Here is a 19200-nt window from a genome sequence, read left to right on the forward strand (position 1 = left end):
GCGAACCTGTCTACGCAAAATAGCGAAACAGGTTCGCTCCAACCAACATTGGAGCGAGGTAAAGCCCCGCCCGATCCCGCCTACTCGCCCGGGTCCGGCGACGGCTGGAACCGGTAAGCGCGCGGGCTGACGCCGTGAAAAGCGCTGAAGTGGCGGGTGAACGGGTGGATGGAGGTGTATCCCAGCCGTTCAGAAATAGCCGTTACTGAAAAATTCGTTTCCACGAGCAGATGAGCCGCGCGTTTCATTAACAATCTATGGCGGTAAGCGTTTGGCGTAAATCCCGTTTCCCGCAAAAACAGCGAATGGAAGTAAGAGCGCTTCAAGCCGCACATCGCCGACCATTCCTCCACCGAGGTTCGCGTCTCGGGATGCTCGTTCAGCTGCGCCAGCAGCTTGACGATGCGGAAGTCGCTAGGCTGATGGGTATGGATGACGTTGTACCAGCTCAGCATCCATGCATACAGCAGGCTGTTGACCAGCTCCGCGTGGTAATAACGCGTATCGTCAAACTGCTTGGCGAGCGTGACGAAGGAGTCGAATAGCCAAGGATAAGGCTGGAGCGAGAAGCGGCTGGGCAGCGAATCCAGCTCCGGGCATGGCTCGGTAACGGAGAGGGTATCGAACGTAAACGGCTCCGGCGCATGAATAAACATTCGGTTGAGCGACACCGGGCTGGGAGCGCCCTCCCACATATCGCAATAAAGGTTATAGGAGGACAAAGGTTGTCCTTTCTGAACATGGAAAGCATGAGGCTCGCCCGGGCGCAAAAAGATAAGCGTCCGGCGGTCGATTGGATACAGTTTCCCGTTCACTTCCATTTCGCCGGGTCCGTCCACAAACAGGTGGAATGCATAGACATTGCAGACTCGCAGTTTTTCGTTGATGCCGCCTTCATAGAGGTAACGCATGGAATCGCCGACGTAGGGCTTTAATTCATTGAGTGGTTTCATGTTCGGTTTCCCTGCCTTTGCTTTGCTTGACCGCTATACGCTATATAGGTAAATTATTTCGAAAAGTTTACCGGACTAATCGTCAACTAATTGGACTAGCGAACAAATACGTCTTTTTTTATCAATGTTACAATAATGGCGCGATTTACGAAAGGGCTTTCACCGTCAATACGGACGATTAAGCCAACACCGGAGAGGATGATTACGATGAAAATGACATATACACAGCCGGCAAGCGGCTGGAAGCAAGGAATTCCGCTCGGCAACGGACAGCTTGGTGCGGTTCAGCACGGCGGCATTGACAGCGAGACATGGAATATGACCGAGGTGACCTTCTGGTCAGGCAAGCCGGAGCGCTTCGGCGGATCGCCGGATGCAAGAGAGAAGCTGGCGGAGATGCGCGAGGCCTTCTTCAGCGGCGATTACGTCAAAGGAGACAAGCTGGCCGAGCAGCATTTGGAGCCGAGGAAGGGCAACTTTGGCACAAATCTGTCGTTATGCGACATTCTAATCAGCTATGGAGATCAGGGCACTGAGCTGGTTCGCGAGCTGGATCTGGAGCGGGCAGTAGCAGCGGTATCCTACCGCAGCAGCACTGGAGCTGCCATTCGCCGCGAATCATTCGCAACGCATGCGGATGGCGTTCTCGTATCCCGCATTAAGGGTGATCGTGCGGGAAGCGTGTCGTTGAAGCTGCGCATGCAGGGAAGAACGAATACTTTCAATGCTTGGCTGGAGGAAGAGGGTAAGCTCGTTTTCCGTACACAGGCGACGGAGGACATTCATAGCGACGGAACTTGCGGAGTATGGAGCGAAGGTGCGGTACAAGTTGCCGTAACAGGCGGAACGCTGCAAGGAGCAGATGGAGAGATCAGCATCGAGGAAGCGGACGAGGTCGTCATCTATTTCGCCGTTGCCACCGATTATGGCCGCAAGGATGACAGCTGGAAAGCCGAAAGTTCAGAGCGGCTCAATGCTGCACAAGCGAAAGGCTTTGACCGGCTCTTGGCCGGTCATTTAACAGACTATCAAGCGCTCTACAAGCGCGTTAATTTAGATCTGGGAGAGACGGCTGAATTCGCCGAACTTCCAACGGATGAGCGGGTACGCCGCTTGCGGGCGGGCGATTCTCGTGACACTGGCCTTATCGCATTGTTTTATCAATATGGACGCTATTTGACGATTGCCGGATCAAGGGGCGATTCCAGGCTGCCGCTGCACTTGCAAGGCATCTGGAATGACGGCGAAGCCAATGCGATGGCTTGGAGCTGCGACTATCACCTTGACGTCAATACAGAGATGAACTATTATCCGACGGAAATTAGCAACTTGGCAGAATGTCACGTCCCGCTTATGAACTATATCGAGAAGCTGTCGGAAGCGGGCCGGTCGGCAGCGGAGGATTTCTATGGCTGCGAAGGCTGGGTCGCGCATGTATTCTCCAACGCATGGGGATTTGCTTCGCCGGGCTGGGGAAGGTCTTGGGGGATGAACGTAACGGGCGGCCTCTGGATCGCGACTCATCTGAAGGAGCATTACGAATATGGCAAGGACCGCGATTTTCTATCCCGTCAGGCTTATCCGGTTATGAAGGAGGCCGCGTTGTTCTTCCTGAATTACATGGTCATCCATCCGAAGTACGGCTGGCTCGTAACGGGGCCGTCGAATTCCCCGGAGAACAGCTTCTATCCGGGTCCGTCAGAGCAAGGTGAGCAGCAGCTTTCCATGGGCTCAACGATGGACCAGATGCTGGTTCGTGACTTGTTCGTCTTCTGTCTGGAATCAGCAGAGCTGCTGGAAGCCGATCCGGAGCTGCAGTCGCGGCTTAAGGCGGCGATCGAGCAGCTGCCGCCGCTCCAAGTCGGCAAACGCGGCCAGCTGCAGGAGTGGCTGGAGGATTACGCGGAAGCGCAGCCGCAGCACCGGCATTTCTCCCATATGTACGGCATCTATCCGGGCAACCAGATTACGCCGGAGCATACGCCGGAGCTGAGCGCCGCGATGCGGCAGACGCTGCTTGGGCGCATGCTGGTTGACGAACTGGAGGATATTGAGTTCACCGCCGCGTTGTTCGCGCTGGGCTTCTCCAGGCTGCATGACGGCAATCAAGCGGTGAAGCATGTCCGGCATCTGATCGGCGAGCTTTGCTTCGACAATCTGCTGTCCTATTCGAAGCCGGGCGTAGCCGGCGCAGAGACGAATATCTTCGTCATTGACGGCAACTTCGGCGGCACGGCGGCGATTGCCGATATGCTGCTGCAAAGCCATGCCGGCTCTATTCATCTGCTGCCTGCTTTGCCGGCAGACTGGGCCAACGGGTCATACGAAGGACTGCGGGCAAAAGGAAATGCCGAAGCTTCGGTCGTATGGAGCGGCGGCAGCTTGACGGAGGCGGTCATCACGGCGTACTCCGATCTGGAGACGGTCGTGCAATGCGGCGGCAGCCAGATCAATCTGCAGCTGGAGGCGGGCAAACGTTACCGTCTAGACGGTCAATTACAGTTGATCGACATCTCAGCCGCCTAACATAACGAAACGAACGAGTGGCCATTCAAGCCGCCAAAGGGAGAGCTGCACCGCAATCAGAGGGTGCCAAGCTCAAACTTTGGCGGTTTGTCGTATCGTTCGTTAAATATTGGGATTGTTCCGGCCCCTTCTCTGTTTTACATTGGAAATGCACTTTGTAAGCGCTTTACTATTTTCAATAGCGAACAGGAGGCATGAAGTAATGAGAAGAAAACATTGGGCATTGTCCGGCAAAGGCTTGTTCCTTTTGCTGACGGCAGTGCTGCTTGTCCAGACGGCGTTTTTCACTCCGGGCCAGTCCGGGCGTGAAATTCATGCGGCAGGCGCAGACACCGAAGCGGCGGCAGTGGTACAGGCCGCAGCCGGAAGCTATTCGTATGAAGCCGAAGCGGCGGGGAACACGCTGACTGGCAAAGCGGAGATTAAAGCATGCAAAGAGGCAACCGGCTGCTCCGGAGGCCAAGTGGCCGGCGGGCTGTGGGGCGGTTCTTCGTTGACATTCAATGATATTACTGTGGAGACAGCCGGCGTATATACGCTGACAGTCCACTATATTTCGGGTGACCCGAGGTCGTTTGGCGTTAGCGTCAATGGCGGCACGAAGGATCACTACGATCTGCCGAAGACGGCGGACTGGGATACGCTTGGCGTTTATGAGCTTGAAGTGGAGCTGAAGGCGGGAGCGAATACGATTCGCTTCGATGATGAGGGCGGCTACTCGCCGGACATCGACCGGATCGACCTCCGCTTATCTGATAACGGCGGTCCTGGCGGCCCTGTTACAGGTACCGTCTATGAGGCGGAAGCTGCCAACAACGTACTGACAGGCAATGCTGCGGTAAGCGGCTGCGCTGCTGCGACGGGCTGCTCGGGCGGCCGCAAGGTAGGCAATTTGTGGGGCGGCTCCACGCTGCAGTTCCGCGATATTATGGCGGAGAAAGCCGGCGTGTACAAGCTTAGCATCTACTACATTTCCGGAGACCCTCGTCCGGTATCGATCTCCGTTAATGACGGCGCATCGGAAAACTATGCGCTGCCAAAAACAGAAAACTGGGATACGCTTGGCGTATTCACGCTGGAGATCGAATTGAAAGCAGGAGCGAACACAATTACCTTCAACGATGACGGCGGCTGGTCGCCGGATATCGACAAGCTGGAGATCGCTGCTGCTGGAGGCGGAGGCGAAGATCCGGGTCCGGTGGACAACATCGGTGTAATCGGCAAAGCGCTCGATTCGGACAAGTATGGCTCCATTAAAGTAACAAAACACGAGAAAGGAGCAACGTTCGTTTCCCGCTCCTACAGCATTACATTCAATACGGAGTCCGGCCTGGCTGCCTATGCCTGGAACGGCAAAACGCTTGTGAAGGGCGCTTATGCCAGCGCGCAGCTTGAGGACAAGCTGCTGGACAGCCGTCAATACACTGAGCACAGCTTCAAGCTGAAAGATGTGGAGAAAATTAAGGACGGACATGGCAAGGGCGTCCGCATTACGGTCGAGAACCGCAGCGAAGGCTTGCCTGTAATGAAACAAATCTATCAGCTGTATGAGGATCAGCCTTACTTCCTCGTATCCCAGCAGGTAGTCAGCAGCGGTGCTGCGGTTAGCTCCAATGATATGGCTCCACTCGTCGTAAACGCTAGCGGCGGCGTTGATATCGGCACAGGTGGAGACAATCGCGTACTGATTACGCCTTTCGACAACGACATGTGGTCGCGTTATCAGGCCCGTACAATCAATACGGCGCTGAACAACAACAACTACATCAGCTCGGAAATGACGGCGATCTATGACAACACCAGCCGCACCGGGCTTGTTATCGGCTCTGTTACGCATGATGTGTGGAAAACCGGCATTTACTGGAGCGGCTCGAACGACAAATTGAACAAGCTGAAAGTATACGGCGGCTTTACGTCGCTTACTTCGACCCATGACACGATCGATCACGGCAAAGTGTCGGGCCAGACGATTACTTCTCCGCAAATTGCAGTCGGTTATTACAACGACTACCGCGACGGTCTGGAGAATTACGGTGAAGCGAATGCGGCAGTTGCTCCGCCGCTCAAGTTCCAGAAAGGCGTGCCTTCCGGCGTACCGGTTGGCTGGAACAGTTGGGGCGCGTACGAAAGCTCGCTCAGCTACGATAAAGTCGTAGAAGTATCCAATTTCTTTAAAGAGAATCTGAAAAAGTCGTTTACGAACGACGGCACCGTATATATTAACATGGACTCGTATTGGGATAACCTGTCCGAGCAGCAGCTTCGCGATGCGGTGAAGGTTATTCGTAAAAACGGGCAAAAAGCAGGCATCTACTACGGCCCATTCGTCTATTGGGGCGATAATATGTCGCAGCCGGTAGAAGGCACTAACGGCAAGTATACGTACGGTGACATCGTGCTTCGCGATGCAGCGGGCAACATTTTGCCGAAGGTGGACGGCGCTTATGCGATCGATCCTACACATCCAGGCTCTCAGCAGCGCGTCGAATACGTATTCAAGAAGTTTCTGGACTACGGCTTTGAATATATTAAAATCGACTTCCTGACGCACGGTTCGTTCGAAGGCAAGCATTATGATCCGAAGGTGCAGACAGGCATTCAAGCGTACAACCAAGGAATGGCGCATATCAACAAGACGCTTGGCGGCAAAATGTTCATCAGCGCCTCGATCGCGCCTATGTTCCCGAGCCAATATGCGCATGCGAGACGCATCTCCTGCGATATCGACGGCACGCTTGGCCGCACGGAATACCAGCTTAACAACCTGACTTACGGCTGGTGGCAGAACGGAACGATCTACGCTTATACCGATCCTGACTATATGACGCTGGCCAAAGGCGGCTCGTATAATGCAGCGCAGACGCGAGTTAATGCCGCAGCCATTTCCGGTACGGTGTACATGAACTCCGATGACGTTAGCAATGTGGAAGCACAGAAGCTTATGAAGTCGCTCTTGACGAATAAAAGCGTGAATGAAATCGCGCTGATCGGCGAAGCGTTCCGTCCGGTTGAAGGCAACACAGGAACGGCTGCAACTGACGTATTCGTCCTGCAGGACAAAAAGGACTACTACCTGGCGGTATTCAACTACACGAACGAAGCAGCGGTGAAAACGATCGACCTGAAGCGGGCGCTTGGCGTTTCTGCAACTGCGAAAGTTGAGCTGACAGACGTGTGGACAGGTACGAAGGCAGAAGTGAAGGACAGCCTCCAAGTGAATCTGGAAGGCGCACAATCGAAGCTCTATAAGGTAAAAGTGAAAAAGTAACATGAATGAAAAAGCCAGCAGACCGAAAATCGGTTTGCTGGCTTTTCTTATTAACAGCCATAACATCTTACTTTCCCGGTATGCGAATCGTAACCGTCGTTCCGATGCCTAGACGGCTGTAAATCGAGACGCCGTAGGAGTCGCCGAACAGCAGCTTGATCCGGTTGTCAACGTTGCGGACGCCGTACCCGGATAGCTTGTCCTCGCTTTGCGGCAAATCCCGCTCGTTCGGCATTCGCATGCCCATGCCGTCGTCGATGACTTTTAACAGAATGTCCTGTCCATCGCGGCAGGCCCTGATAATAATGTTGATGCCATGCTCGTGATCCCAGATCGCATGGTTGATGCAATTTTCCACAAAAGGCTGAAGCGTGAGCTTCACAATCGGGCACGGCAGCACGGATTCATCGATATCATAATGGACCCGCAGCAGATTGGCGAATCGCACCTGCTGAATGGATACATAGTAGCGGGTGAGCTGGATTTCCTCATGCACCGAAAGCGTGTTTTTGCCTTTATTGAGCGAGATGCGGTAAAACTTCGCCAGGTCGGTTACCATCTTGTTCATTCGCGGATCGGCGTTCCGAATGGCCAGCGAAGAGATCGAAGCGAGTGAGTTGTACAGAAAATGCGGATTGATCTGGGCCTGCAGAACATTGAGCTCCGCTTCCCGCTTATCGATTTCTTTCATGTACACATCGGAGATTAAGGCACTGAGACGCTGACCCATTCTTCGCAGCGCATTGCCGATTTGCCCGATCTCGTCACGTCCGAGCGGCCGGATGTCAGTCAGCTCGAAATCCTCTTTCTCGATGCGCCGCATCATGCCGACGAGCGTTTCGACCCGTTTCGTGAACAACCGTGCAGTGACATAAATCAGAATGGCCATGACGGCAAGGCTGGCTACTGCATAGATCAGAATCCGCTTAGCGGTCAGATTCGCCTTGGACAGGAAGCTGCTGTACGGAATGACCGACACGCTCTTCCAGCCGTATTTGGTCGTATTGTAGACGACTAGCACCGGCTCTCCGTTATACGTGCTGTCGAACTGGCCGTTCATCTCCTGCGGGAACTTGTCCGGCAAATCGATGGGCTGATTCAACAGCGTCTTGTCTTTGGCGGACATGACGATGCCGTCATCATTGATAATCAGTACGGTTTTGTCCTCCGACTCCTTCTCCATCAGCCGGAAAATATCGGACTCCAGAATGTTGATTGTCAGCACGCCGTAAGGATTGTTCATGCTGCTAATATTCAGCATTCGCGATAGCGTGAACATCGGCGGCAGATCAGGCTCCGGCGGTGAAGTTACAAAGCGCACGTCCCCATAGCTGTCCCGCAGCGACTTGTAAGCCAGAGAATCACGGAACTTCTCGCCCATTCTTTTAATGAACATACCGTCGGTAGGAAGCGTTTCATTATTAATGTAGATCGTCATGGAATGGATATCCGGATTCGTCGTCAGCATGTTGACGAAGGAGTTGTTGATATATTTGTACGCATCGACGAATAGCGCCGGGTCTACCGAGTAATCATTCGTTAAATAGGCGCGCATCGTAGAATCCAGATATAGTGTGGCAGAAAGCTTCGTATACGTATCCAGCTTGTTCTCCAGGTTGGAGTTGATTTGCGCCACAGTAGATCCGGTATTCGCCACCATCTGGGCGGACAGCTCGCCGCGAATGGTCGTATAGGAATATAAGGCGAAGAAGAGCAGGGGGAGAATGCCCCCAAGCAAGAACATGATGAACAGCTTCTCCCGGAGCCGCCAATTGTTTAAAGGGTTGATAAGCCAAGCGGCCAGTTTTCTCATCCGTTGATCACTCCAGCCTAAAGTTGCATTTTACGATATTCGTTTGGCGTACTCCCTTTATGCTTTTGAAAAACCGAACAGAAATAGGAGACGTTCTCATAGCCGACCTGATGGGCGATTTCTCGAACCTTTAGCGAACGGTTTTTGAGCAGCTCCGAGGCATGATTCATGCGGACACGGGTCAAGTAATCGAGTATCGTCTCGCCCGTCTTTTCCTTAAATATAGTACGTACATAATTCGGCGACAAGTAGACCTCCTTCGCAATATCCTCCACCGTAATCGGAAGATGATAGCGCTCGGCGATCAGCTTCGTAATCTGCCCGGCGACCGACTGATAGCGGTCAGCATCGCGAGCTCCCGCAGCCCTCAGAAGCGCGCTGCAGAAGCGCTGCGCATACGCATTATAGTGGGCGATCGACGGCAGCAGCGACAGCTCCTTCCAATGATCGGCGAGCAGCTGGTCGCGAAGCGGGCCGGCCATCAGGGAAGTGAAATGCTGCTCAAGCGCTGTAAGCAGCTGAATGACCGCTCGAACCGCGAAGTTGCGTTCGACCCGTTCTTGCCGCATGGCCGCGAACCAATCGTCCAGTGTTTGCCCGGTACGCTCAGCATCCGTGCTCTGAATGGCGGCGATCAGCGCTGCAGTGGCTTGCTCCACAGGCATGTCGGTCTGCTTCATCGCTTCCTGGCTTCCTGGCATAATAACCGAGCCTGCCTGCCGGTAGAGCTTTTCATCATTGCAGCGCTGTGACTGCTCGAAGGCTTCCTTCAGCAGATGGAAGCCTTTGTATGGGCCGGACAGGCCAATCGTCACGAAGGATTCGCCCTCCACTGTAATCGCCAGCAGCTCTTCCCGAAGCAGCTCCCAATAGGCAGGGTCCCATTGCTGCGGTTTACCTTGAAACAGGACAAACAAAGTATTAATCCCGGTCTCCAGCACAATTGCAGTATCCAGCCGCTGCCTGAGCAAGTCGCGTGCAGCTTCAGCTGCATCCGACACCAGCGCTCCTGATGAAGCGGGCAGTGCGACTGCGTCTTCCTCAGGTTTGCCTCGCGAGGCAGGAGGCTCAAATGTCATGTAAGCGGCTCCAAAAGATTGCTGGGCAGAGAAGCCGGATGCGCTTTTTTCCCATTGGCTAATCCATTCCAGCCTGCGCTCCTCTACAGGCTCGCGTACGATGCGAAGCAGCAGCTTCTCCAGCCGCCAGCCGCCGCCTGCGCTGGCAAGCTGCTCTTCCTCGCATTTCTTTTTTACCTTCTCCAACAGTACAAGCAGCTCTTCCATATCAATGGGCTTCAGCAGATAGCCTGCCGCTTCGATATTGAGCGCGGACTTAATATATTGAAATTCGTTATGCCCGCTTAAGTAAATGATTTTGACACTTTTATCGATCTGCTTCGCCCGCCGTCCAAACTCCAGTCCGTCCATAATCGGCATGCGCACGTCCGTCACGACAATATCCGGCTTTAGTTCCGTGAGCTTACTGAGCGCTTCCTTGCCGTTTCGGGCCGTCCCGACGACCCGGATGCCGGCCTGCTCCCAGGGAACGTATTGCTCCATCATCTCCAGCTCGATTGCTTCATCATCTACCAGCAGCACAGTGTACATGTTGGCACCCGCCTTTTCTAGAAGAAATATAACTCTATGATGTCTTTTTTATTAGTGTAACGGTAATGCCGCTATTCAACAATGGAGCAAAAGTAAGAGTGTGCGTTTCGAATATGAATCGTTAGATCTTATTATAGAACAGGTATTTTGCCAGGCCTATAATGAGAACACGAAGCAAATGAAAACGCAATCAATTCACGGGAGGCAACACGATGAACATGCAACCTAAAGCGCAACCTCAAGGAAGCGGGACGCTGGCCGTCAAGCGGAATAGAGGCGGACTGCTGGACAGATTGAAAGAGCAGCGGCTGCTTTACGTACTGATGCTGCCCGCGATCATCCTGACCTTGATGTTCTCCTACGTACCGATGTTCGGGCTGTATATGGCGTTCATTAATTATCAGCCGGGCGGCGGAACGTTTTTCGAGCAATTTTTCACGACGGACTTTGTAGGGCTGCAATGGTTTGAATACTTCTTCACGAACGGCGACTTTGTAAGGATCATGCGCAATACGCTGGCACAAAGCTTCCTGTCGCTGCTGTTCGGATTCCCAATGCCGATCATTCTGGCGCTTATGATCAATGAAATGAGAAACGGCTGGTTCAAACGGACGTTCCAGACGGTATCTTATATGCCGCACTTTATCTCTTGGGTTATCGCGGCGAACATCATTATTACGATGCTCTCGTCGGGCGGGGTTATCAACAACATCCTGACCGGCCTGCATATTATCGACGAGCCGATTCAGTTCATGCAGAAGGGACCGCTTTTCTGGTGGATTATCGCCCTATCGAATGCCTGGAAGGACATGGGCTTTAACGCGATTATGTATCTGGCTGCGATCTCGGCGATCAACCCGGAGCTTTATGAGGTGGCGAAGGTCGATGGCGCAAGCCGCTTGAAACAAATGCTGCACATTACACTTCCTTCCATTAGACCAACGATTATCATTTTGGCTATACTTGCAGTCGGTGGTATTCTCAATGCCGGCTTCGACCAGCAATACCTGCTTCAGAACAATACGGTTATGCAATATTCAGAAGTCATCGATACGTACACGTACAAATACGGTCTGCAAAACGGCATGTTCTCGTACGGTGCTGCCGTCGGTTTGTTCAAATCGTTGGTGGCGTTCATACTCGTCATCAGCGTCAACCAGATGGCTAAAAAAATGGAAGAACAGTCACTGTTCTAGAACAAAACGGAAGAGGAGAACACGCCATGGTGAAAGACAAAAAAGATTTTCTCTTTATGACGGCCGTTTACACATTTATCGTTGCGATATTTATTGTTACATTCTATCCGTTCTGGAATATCTTCATTATTTCTTTGAACAGCGCGGAGGATACGCTGCGGGGCCATTTATATTTGTGGCCGAGAGAGTTCAGTTTGGCGAGCTACAAGCAAATTTTGACGGACAGCGAGATCTGGATGGCGATTCGCATCACGCTGCTCCGGACGCTTATCGGCACGCCGCTTGCTGTCATTACAATCAGTATGCTGAGCTTTGCACTTAGTAAAAAAGAGCTGGTCGCAGGCCGTTTCTGGACCTTGTACTTCGTCTTCACGATGTACTTCGGCGGCGGACTTATTCCTTACTACATGGTGCTCAAAAGCTATCATCTGATCGACAATTTCATGGTTTTCGTCGTACCTGGCTTAATGAACGTTTTCTATATGATCATCGTTCGGACCTTTATGCAAGGACTGCCGCAGGAGCTTGATGAATCGGCGAAGATGGACGGTGCGAACTACATCCAAATCTTCTTCCGCATCATTCTGCCGCTGACGACGCCGGTGCTGGCGACGATCGGATTGTTTACGGCAATCAGCCACTGGAATTCCTGGTTCGATTCGTACGTGTTCACTTACAATCCGGATTTGAAAACGCTGCAAGCTGTACTCGTCAAAATACTGAACCAGTATCAGACGGGCTCCATGGTCGGCGACGCACAGGCAATGGCGAACTCGGCCAAACGCATGGCCGTATCACCGGATACAATTCGTATGGCCGCGACGATGGTCGCAACGCTGCCGATCATTATGGTATACCCGTTCCTGCAAAAATATTTCGTGAAAGGTATGACGTTGGGCGCGGTTAAGAGCTAATCTGCCGCCCAACCAGATTACTTGCGGGAGGTGTTGCGGTCGGCCGGATGAATGCCGAACAGTCTTTTCGATAAGCATACGATTATGAATAAGGGGGATTTTTGGATGAACGCAAAAAAATGGATGCTGTCCCTGTTGACAGCCGTAATGTTGATTTCCTTATTGTCTGCTTGTGCTTCGAATTCATCGAATAAACCGAACAACACCGGTACGGAAAAGCCGAATAGCGGCACGGAAGGCACGAAAGAGCCAAGCACGGACCCGATCAAGATTACATTCTTCGATAAAAACACAGGAGATAAATTCGATAACGCTATCGCGAAAGAAATTACAAAACGTACCGGCGTAACGATCGAAATTCAGCAGCCGACAGGCAATCCGACGGAGAAGCTGAACCTGATGCTGGCGAGTGAAGACTTGCCGGACATGATTATGTTCGACCGCTCCAGTGATCTGGTTGCGAAATACATTGAAGCGAAAGCAATTATTCCGTTGAATGATCTGATCAGCCAATATGGTCCGGACGTAACGACTATGTATGGCGACGTCTTGAACAAAACACGTTACAAAGACGGTAACAACTACTACCTCTCCAACTGGTACGGCCTTGAGCATGAGCCGGTATTCGGATTCAATATGCGCAAGGATATCGTGAAGGAGCTTGCACCGGACAAAGCAGAAGGCGGCGTTCCGTTCACACAAAGCGAGTTCAAGCAGCTGCTCGTTGATTTCAAAGCGAAATATCCGCAAATCGACGGCAAGAACACGATCGCTCTGACGATGGACGGCGAGAACTGGGGCGGCACGATGGGAACTTTCAAAGGCATGTTCGGCTTGTCGGGCTACTATGAGCATGACGGCAAGCTCCAATATGATGTGAAAGATCCGAAATACAAAGATATGATTCTGTTCATGAACGATCTGTACCGTGCGGGTCTGATGGATAAAGAGTGGGCGATCAACAAACGCCAAGTATGGGAGCAAAAAATCGCGACGGGCACAATCTTATCGTCGACAGGCGCATACTGGGATCTGGGCAACTCCAACACGATCCTGAAAAAAGACAAAGGCGAGGAATCGCAGCTGTTCGCTTATAAAGTTGTTGCAGACGGCGTTGACCCTGCAAAAACAACATTCGGCGGCCGCAGCTCCCTGGGCTGGGATGCAATTGCAATTACGAAGAAGAACAAAAATCCGGAACGTACGATGCAATTCATTAACTTCCTTGCAAGCGAAGAAGGCCAATACCTGCTCATGTGGGGCATTGAAGGCACGCACTGGGATATGAAGGACGGCAAGCACGTTCCGCGTCCAGAAACGCTTCAAGCGTTCAAAGACGACTGGGCTGCTTACACGAAAGAAACAGGCATCCGCAAATGGACTTGGTTTATTAAAAACGGACCAGGCGCAGACGGTACGCCATACGACCTTCCAGGCCGTTACGAGCGTTCGCCAATCGACCAAATGGCAATCAAAAACTTGTCCGACACCATATATGACACAGCGATCTTCGACGGCCTGAACCCGCAAGGCGGAACACCGGAAGCGCTGAACGAGCAAAAAATCAACGACATCACGAAGCAAGCTTTGACGAAAGCAATCATGGCTCCTTCTGCTGAAGAAGCAAGCTCGATTTTTGACAAAATGCTTTCTGACATGAAAGCTGCAGGCGACGAGAAGGTTGAAGCTGTCTACTCGAGCAACTATGCAGCACGCAAAGAGCTGTGGAACTAATCGTATAACCGGATTTAACGAGGAGGCCAGCTGAGCTGGCCTTTTCCTTTCATTGGATAATTGAGCGCGGTAAAATAACGATGTGAACCAATAGCAGAATGGGAGCGGATGAAATCATGACGACCGATATTGGACAATTCAAGCTGGAGCAAGCATCCGGGACGTTTACGGCAGACAATGGCCTGCTGCAAGTGACGGCGAATACGGCAGAGGGCACGCTGGCGCTTGCCTGGAAGGACGGGCAAACGATGTCCGGCCTCTATGCGGAAGCTCGTGCGGGCGCAGAAATCGTCCGTTCATCCTACTACGGCTCGCATGCCGTACCGGAAGCATCGGTGCAGGCAATAGAGGACGGCTTTGGAGAAGGGCTGCGGTTCAGCTTCGAGCATACGGAACCGGGCAAGCCGGTGCTGCGGCAGTTGATTCGTCTGTATAAAGATCTGCCTTATGCCCTGATTGAGCTGGAAGCGGAGGCTGAACAGGAATGGGAGACGAATGAGCTTACACCGTTAGCCTCCTACCTGAATGATGACGGCTTGCTTGATTTCGGAGACGGCTCCAAGGAAGAGATCCGCTCTCTGTTTATTCCATATGACAATGACAAATGGGTCCGGTTCGGTTCCCAGGCGAATCCCGGCAGTGTACGCAGCTATGAAGTAACGGCAATTTACCGGGCGGAATCCCGACGCGGCTTCGTCATTGGTTCGGTTACGCATGATACATGGAAAACGGCAATCGACGTGGAAGGCACCTTCTCCGAAGCGATTGGCCGCCTGCGGGTATTTGCCGGTGCAGCTGATCTGCAAACCCGCGATACGGTACCGCATGGCTCGCTGCGCGGAACGTCCATTGTATCGCCGACGATCTTTGTAGGTGCGTACGCTGACTATCGCGAAGGCATGGAGGCTTACGGCGGGGCTAATGCGGTCATTCAGCCTGCGCTGACATGGTCCGGCGGCGTTCCGGTTGGCTGGAACAGCTGGTCGGCCGTTATGACGAAGCTCGATTATGAAGTATACACCTATACATCCGATTTTTTTGCCAAAGAAATTCAAGGGGACGGCTTCGCTGATTTTGAAGGCAGCCTGTACGTCAACTTCGATGCGTTCTCGGACAATTTGAAGGAAGGCCAGCTGGAGGATGCTGTTCGCCGCGTGAAGGCAAATGGCCAGAAGCCGGGGACGTACTACACGCCGTTTGCATTCTGGGGAAGCGACCCGGATACACCGGTGGAAGGTACGGACGGTACTGTACTCTATCGGGAAATATTGCTGAAGGATGCGGCAGGCAAGCCGCTGCCAAAGCTGGACGGCGCATTCCCAATCGATCCGTCACATCCGGAGGCGGTCGCGCGCATTATGCGCAAGCTGGATGAAGTCACTTCAATCGGCTTTGAGTATTTGAAAATGGATTTTCTGGCGCATGGCGCGATGGAAGGCGTGCATTACGACCCGTCGATCCGCACCGGCATTCAAGCCTATAACTACGGCATGGCAGCCATTGCGGAAGCGCTCAGCCCTGAACGTCTGGGCCGTCCGTTCCTGATCAATCTGTCGATCGCGCCGCTGTTCCCGCACGGCTATGCGCATAGCAGACGCGTTTCCTGCGATGCGTTCGGCACAATCGCCGATACGGAATATATGCTGAACGCGCTCACATACGGCTGGTGGATTAGCGACAATCTGTACCGCTTCAACGATCCGGATCACATCGTGCTGTATAAGAGCGACAATCAGCGGGCAATCTCTGAGCACGAAGGGCGCAGCCGCTTGAACTCGGGCGTTATTTCCGGCACATCGCTGCTGCTCGGCGATGATTACCGGATGGAGGAAGCAGCCAGTCGAGCGAAGGCATGGATGACTAACAAAGAGGTGATGGCGCTGGCGAAGCGAGGCGAGACGTTCCGTCCGGCGGAAGGACGCAGCGGCACAGGCGGCGAGGATCTTTACTCGCTTGATGGCGATGGCGGAACCTACGTTGCTGTCTTTAATTTCGACGAAGCGAACGGCAAGTCAAAGGCAATCGGCTTGTCACGAGTTGGCATCAACGGGTCGAAGGGACTGACAGTTCGCGACCTGTGGAGCGGCGAGTCCTACAGCCTGCAGCCGGGCGCAGCGGAGCATGTTTTGGCGCTGGAGCCTGGCGAATCCAAGCTGTTATTTTACGTCTAGCACGTTATCCAAATCCTTATGCATACGAAGAGACGGTTCCGTCCGGCCGGCAATAGCCGGAAGGAGCCGTTTCTTTTTTTATTTTTAAAGGCAGGGAAACTGTATTATAATACAACCATCTTTACACATGAACGAATGTAAGCGATTAACTGTTGTCTCACCAAGCTCGGGGAGAAAGGGCAATGCAGACGGTTAGGCAGGGAGGGTCAGACATGGGACACAGGATGAATTCGGGCAAAATTGTACCGCATACGCTAAAGGGCCGGCTGGCTCTCGTGCTTGTGCTGGCAACGGCTATTCCAATCGTATTGATCGGGCTGGTGTCGTATTATTGGATTTACGATATTCAGATCGGCCGCATCGGGCAGGATATACAGAATCAGGTGGAACGGGAGCAGCAGGAGATGGAGAAGCGGCTGGACGAGCTTGGCCGTGTATCGCAGCTGCTTGTGGGCGAAGGCGGGATCGGACAGGACGTCATGACGTTCATTTCCTCCAAGGACGCCTATGAGAAGACGAAGCTCTACGATAAAATATTGCAGTCGGCCTCGAACATTAATTTTGCGAATCCAAGTCTCGGCGTTATGCTCTACTATGCTCCAACATATAAGGACCCGTTTTTATTTCCCAATATGAAGGTGGAGCAGGAGCTGCTGCTGCATCCGGGGCAGACGATGTATTCCAAAAACAAGTTCGAATATTACGGCCCCCATCCTTCCGTACGAGTTTACAATAAGGTGCTGGTGCTTTCGCTTTGGCGGGAAGTGGAGAATGAGGAGGGCATGCCGCTGTCGATCTACATCGAGCGGGATATTTCGGACTTGATGATCGCAAGCCGTCCGGGCGACATTCTCGTCAGCAGCTCGGGACAAGTGCTGTACAGCCATAGCGGCTCCAAGTATAAAATCGGCGATGCCTATGGCGAGCCCCCGGAGGAGACGAAAGCTTTTGCCGCGACAAGCCGGAACGGCTGGACGTATATTCATTTCGTTCCGCTTGGCGAGTACAACCGGGAAATTAATAAATGGTTTTATCAGTTTATAGCGATTGCCCTGCTCTCGCTGCTGATCGGCTTTCTGCTGGCCTGGTTTATTTGGAAGATGGTATACGGCCCGATTCGGGTCATCAATCGCGAGATTCATCATTTTCAGATCGGGCAGGGGAATGAATCGCGGAAGCTGGCAACGACAGGGACAGTCGAGTTCGATAACGTCTTGAACAACTTTGAGAATATGAAAAACCGGATTAAGGAGCTTATTGCGGACATCGAGGAGAAGGAGAAGCGCAAGGGCCAGCTTGAGGTGGAGAAGCTTCTCGTGCAGATCAATCCGCATTTTTTGCATAACACGCTCAATACCGTGCAATGGCTTGCCCGGATGAACGGGCAGAAGGATATCGCGAACCTCGTCGCTGTGTTCACAAGGGTGCTGCATTATAATCTGGGGAAAAAGAGCATCATCGTGACCGTCCGGGACGAGGTGCAGGCGCTGCGCGACTATATCGAGCTTCAAAGCATCCGGTATGACCATAAGTTTCAGGTTCACGTTCATGCGGAGGAAGCTGCTGATCCCATTGCGATTCCCCGGTTTATTATGCAGCCTTTGGTGGAGAACGCCTTGTATCATGCTTTTGACAATGAAGAAGGGCAGATTGATGTGACGATCCGGCTGGCTCCAAGGGGACGTATGCAAATAATCGTCAGAGACAACGGGCAGGGCATTCCGCCGGAGCGGATGCATGAGCTGTTCGAGCTGGATGAGCAGCGGCAGCGAAGCGGTCTTGGCATCGGATTGCGCTATGTAAAGAAGATGCTGGAAGTATACTACGGCTCAGAGGCGCTATTCTCCGTTCACAGCGCACCGGGAGAAGGAACGACAATCACGATCGACATGCCGGATCAGGTAAAGGTGGAGGAGCAGCGATGATTCAAGCCTATATCGTAGATGATGAGAGTCTCGTTCGCAAAGGGCTGAAAATGATTTTTCCGTGGGAGAAATACGGAATTGAAATTATCGGCGAAGCGGCTTCCGGCGAGCGGGCGAAGCTGTACTTGGAGGAGCATCCAAATACGGTGCAGCTGCTCGTAACGGATATTACGATGCCTGGTATGACGGGGCTGGAGCTGATGCATTGGGTCAAGGAGTTTGACGCTTCGATCAAGATGGTCGTCTTAACCTGCCATCAGGATTTCGACTATATTCAGGAGGCGCTGCGCATCGGCGCGATTGACTATATCGTCAAGACGCAGCTGGAGACGCATAATCTCGATGAGCTGCTGGAGCGGATTGCAGCTAAGGTGACGGAGGACAAAACGGCTGCAGCGGCATCACAGCCCGCTCGTGGCGCGGTGAATACGGTGTGGACGCGGGAGGCTTTCGAGAAGGGCTGGCTCCATCCCTTATGGGTATGGGAGGACGAGTCCTTCCAGCGGATGATGGACATGCTGGCCGGCGAGCCGGCATTCGTGGCGGAGGATTGGACGAAGCAGGCTTTGCAGAAATGGAAGGGACTGTTCCCGCAATTTCCGGGCTGGGGGCCGCTGCCAAGCGGTGCTTCAGCTCTAAGGTCATGGCTGACCGATACCCGCTCCAGGCTGCAGCAGTGGCTGCGGCAATCCGGCTATTCGGAGGATATGATTCACGGTATCTTGAAGGCGCTGGCCTACATGGATGCACAGGCGATCGAAGACCTGTCGCAAGGTGATATTTGTGCGCAGGTGAACATTAGCAAAAGCTATTTCAGCCGGAGCTTTAAAGATATTTTGCGAATCTCCTTCGTCCGCTACGTACAGATCCGCAGCATCGAGGAGGCGAAAAGGATGCTGACCGCGACGAATCATCCTGTCTACTGGATCGCCGAGCAGTGCGGATTTACCGATACGCGCTACTTCGGCAAAATGTTTAAGGAAATGACGGGCATGCTGCCTACGCAATACAGGCAAAGCCAGCATGGTGATGCTGATTCCGGACTGTCCTAAACAGGCTCCTCTCTTAATGAGCTGTTGAGGCTCTGGAT

General features: G+C 52.9%; 11 protein-coding genes. 8 read left to right on the top strand and 3 right to left on the bottom strand.

The genetic code is table 11. From position 1 onward, the window contains the following. Positions 1-80: 80 nt before the first annotated feature. Entirely contained in the window at positions 81-953 is an 873-nt protein-coding gene (locus tag ACFVVF_RS22955) for a helix-turn-helix domain-containing protein (protein ID WP_387814631.1), read from the bottom strand. A gap of 135 nt (positions 954-1088) precedes the next feature. On the opposite strand from ACFVVF_RS22955, the gene ACFVVF_RS22960 reads away from it, so the two are divergent. Both ACFVVF_RS22960 and ACFVVF_RS22965 read left to right on the top strand, forming a co-directional pair. Beyond that, positions 1089-3479, top strand: coding sequence for a glycoside hydrolase family 95 protein (locus ACFVVF_RS22960; RefSeq protein ID WP_387814633.1), 2391 nt, complete (start codon positions 1089-1091; stop codon positions 3477-3479). Between the two features lie 202 nt (positions 3480-3681). Then, positions 3682-6747: a carbohydrate-binding protein gene (locus ACFVVF_RS22965; RefSeq protein WP_387814635.1), complete on the top strand. Its 3066-nt coding sequence runs from the start codon at positions 3682-3684 to the stop codon at positions 6745-6747. Between the two features lie 67 nt (positions 6748-6814). Here ACFVVF_RS22965 and ACFVVF_RS22970 read toward each other — a convergent pair whose 3' ends face one another. Together ACFVVF_RS22970 and ACFVVF_RS22975 are read right to left on the bottom strand one after the other, a co-directional pair. Next, the gene (locus tag ACFVVF_RS22970) at positions 6815-8560 is read right to left on the bottom strand and encodes a sensor histidine kinase (RefSeq protein WP_387814637.1); all 1746 of its coding nucleotides are present in this window, start codon (positions 8558-8560) and stop codon (positions 6815-6817) included. Positions 8561-8577: 17 nt separating this feature from the next. Then, the gene (locus ACFVVF_RS22975; protein ID WP_387814639.1) at positions 8578-10170 is read right to left on the bottom strand and encodes a response regulator transcription factor; all 1593 of its coding nucleotides are present in this window, start codon (positions 10168-10170) and stop codon (positions 8578-8580) included. A 212-nt stretch (positions 10171-10382) separates the two neighbouring features. On the opposite strand from ACFVVF_RS22975, the gene ACFVVF_RS22980 reads away from it, so the two are divergent. From ACFVVF_RS22980 to ACFVVF_RS23005, 6 genes are all read left to right on the top strand, one after another. After that, positions 10383-11366, top strand: coding sequence for an ABC transporter permease (locus ACFVVF_RS22980; RefSeq protein WP_387814641.1), 984 nt, complete (start codon positions 10383-10385; stop codon positions 11364-11366). Between the two features lie 26 nt (positions 11367-11392). Beyond that, the gene (locus ACFVVF_RS22985; RefSeq protein ID WP_387814643.1) at positions 11393-12280 is read left to right on the top strand and encodes a carbohydrate ABC transporter permease; all 888 of its coding nucleotides are present in this window, start codon (positions 11393-11395) and stop codon (positions 12278-12280) included. A 105-nt stretch (positions 12281-12385) separates the two neighbouring features. Beyond that, entirely contained in the window at positions 12386-14014 is a 1629-nt protein-coding gene (locus ACFVVF_RS22990; protein ID WP_387814645.1) for an ABC transporter substrate-binding protein, read from the top strand. Positions 14015-14130: 116 nt separating this feature from the next. Beyond that, positions 14131-16185 carry an alpha-galactosidase gene (locus ACFVVF_RS22995; protein ID WP_387814647.1) on the top strand — a complete coding sequence of 685 codons (2055 nt, stop codon included), beginning with the start codon at positions 14131-14133 and terminating at the stop codon, positions 16183-16185. Between the two features lie 212 nt (positions 16186-16397). Next, positions 16398-18110 (top strand): sensor histidine kinase, encoded by a 1713-nt coding sequence (locus ACFVVF_RS23000; RefSeq protein WP_387814649.1) that lies wholly within the window; start codon positions 16398-16400, stop codon positions 18108-18110. Beyond that, positions 18107-19162 (top strand): response regulator transcription factor, encoded by a 1056-nt coding sequence (locus tag ACFVVF_RS23005; RefSeq protein WP_387814651.1) that lies wholly within the window; start codon positions 18107-18109, stop codon positions 19160-19162. The genes ACFVVF_RS23000 and ACFVVF_RS23005 overlap by 4 nt, the downstream gene beginning before the upstream one ends. The last annotated feature ends 38 nt before the right edge of the window (positions 19163-19200 follow it).

Origin of the sequence: Paenibacillus sp. NPDC058174, from assembly GCF_042883865.1 — a bacterium.
Lineage (GTDB): Bacteria > Bacillota > Bacilli > Paenibacillales > Paenibacillaceae > Pristimantibacillus.

What these genes read in the sequence shown, in the direction of transcription:
- ACFVVF_RS22955 (WP_387814631.1), bottom strand. Translation starts at nt 953, where the DNA reads ATGAAACCACTCAATGAATTAAAGCCCTACGTCGGCGATTCCATGCGT.
- ACFVVF_RS22985 (WP_387814643.1), top strand. Translation starts at nt 11,393, where the DNA reads ATGGTGAAAGACAAAAAAGATTTTCTCTTTATGACGGCCGTTTACACA.
- ACFVVF_RS22975 (WP_387814639.1), bottom strand. Translation starts at nt 10,170, where the DNA reads ATGTACACTGTGCTGCTGGTAGATGATGAAGCAATCGAGCTGGAGATG.
- ACFVVF_RS22970 (WP_387814637.1), bottom strand. Translation starts at nt 8,560, where the DNA reads ATGAGAAAACTGGCCGCTTGGCTTATCAACCCTTTAAACAATTGGCGG.
- ACFVVF_RS22980 (WP_387814641.1), top strand. Translation starts at nt 10,383, where the DNA reads ATGAACATGCAACCTAAAGCGCAACCTCAAGGAAGCGGGACGCTGGCC.
- ACFVVF_RS22965 (WP_387814635.1), top strand. Translation starts at nt 3,682, where the DNA reads ATGAGAAGAAAACATTGGGCATTGTCCGGCAAAGGCTTGTTCCTTTTG.
- ACFVVF_RS22995 (WP_387814647.1), top strand. Translation starts at nt 14,131, where the DNA reads ATGACGACCGATATTGGACAATTCAAGCTGGAGCAAGCATCCGGGACG.
- ACFVVF_RS23005 (WP_387814651.1), top strand. Translation starts at nt 18,107, where the DNA reads ATGATTCAAGCCTATATCGTAGATGATGAGAGTCTCGTTCGCAAAGGG.
- ACFVVF_RS22960 (WP_387814633.1), top strand. Translation starts at nt 1,089, where the DNA reads ATGGCGCGATTTACGAAAGGGCTTTCACCGTCAATACGGACGATTAAG.
- ACFVVF_RS23000 (WP_387814649.1), top strand. Translation starts at nt 16,398, where the DNA reads ATGGGACACAGGATGAATTCGGGCAAAATTGTACCGCATACGCTAAAG.
- ACFVVF_RS22990 (WP_387814645.1), top strand. Translation starts at nt 12,386, where the DNA reads ATGAACGCAAAAAAATGGATGCTGTCCCTGTTGACAGCCGTAATGTTG.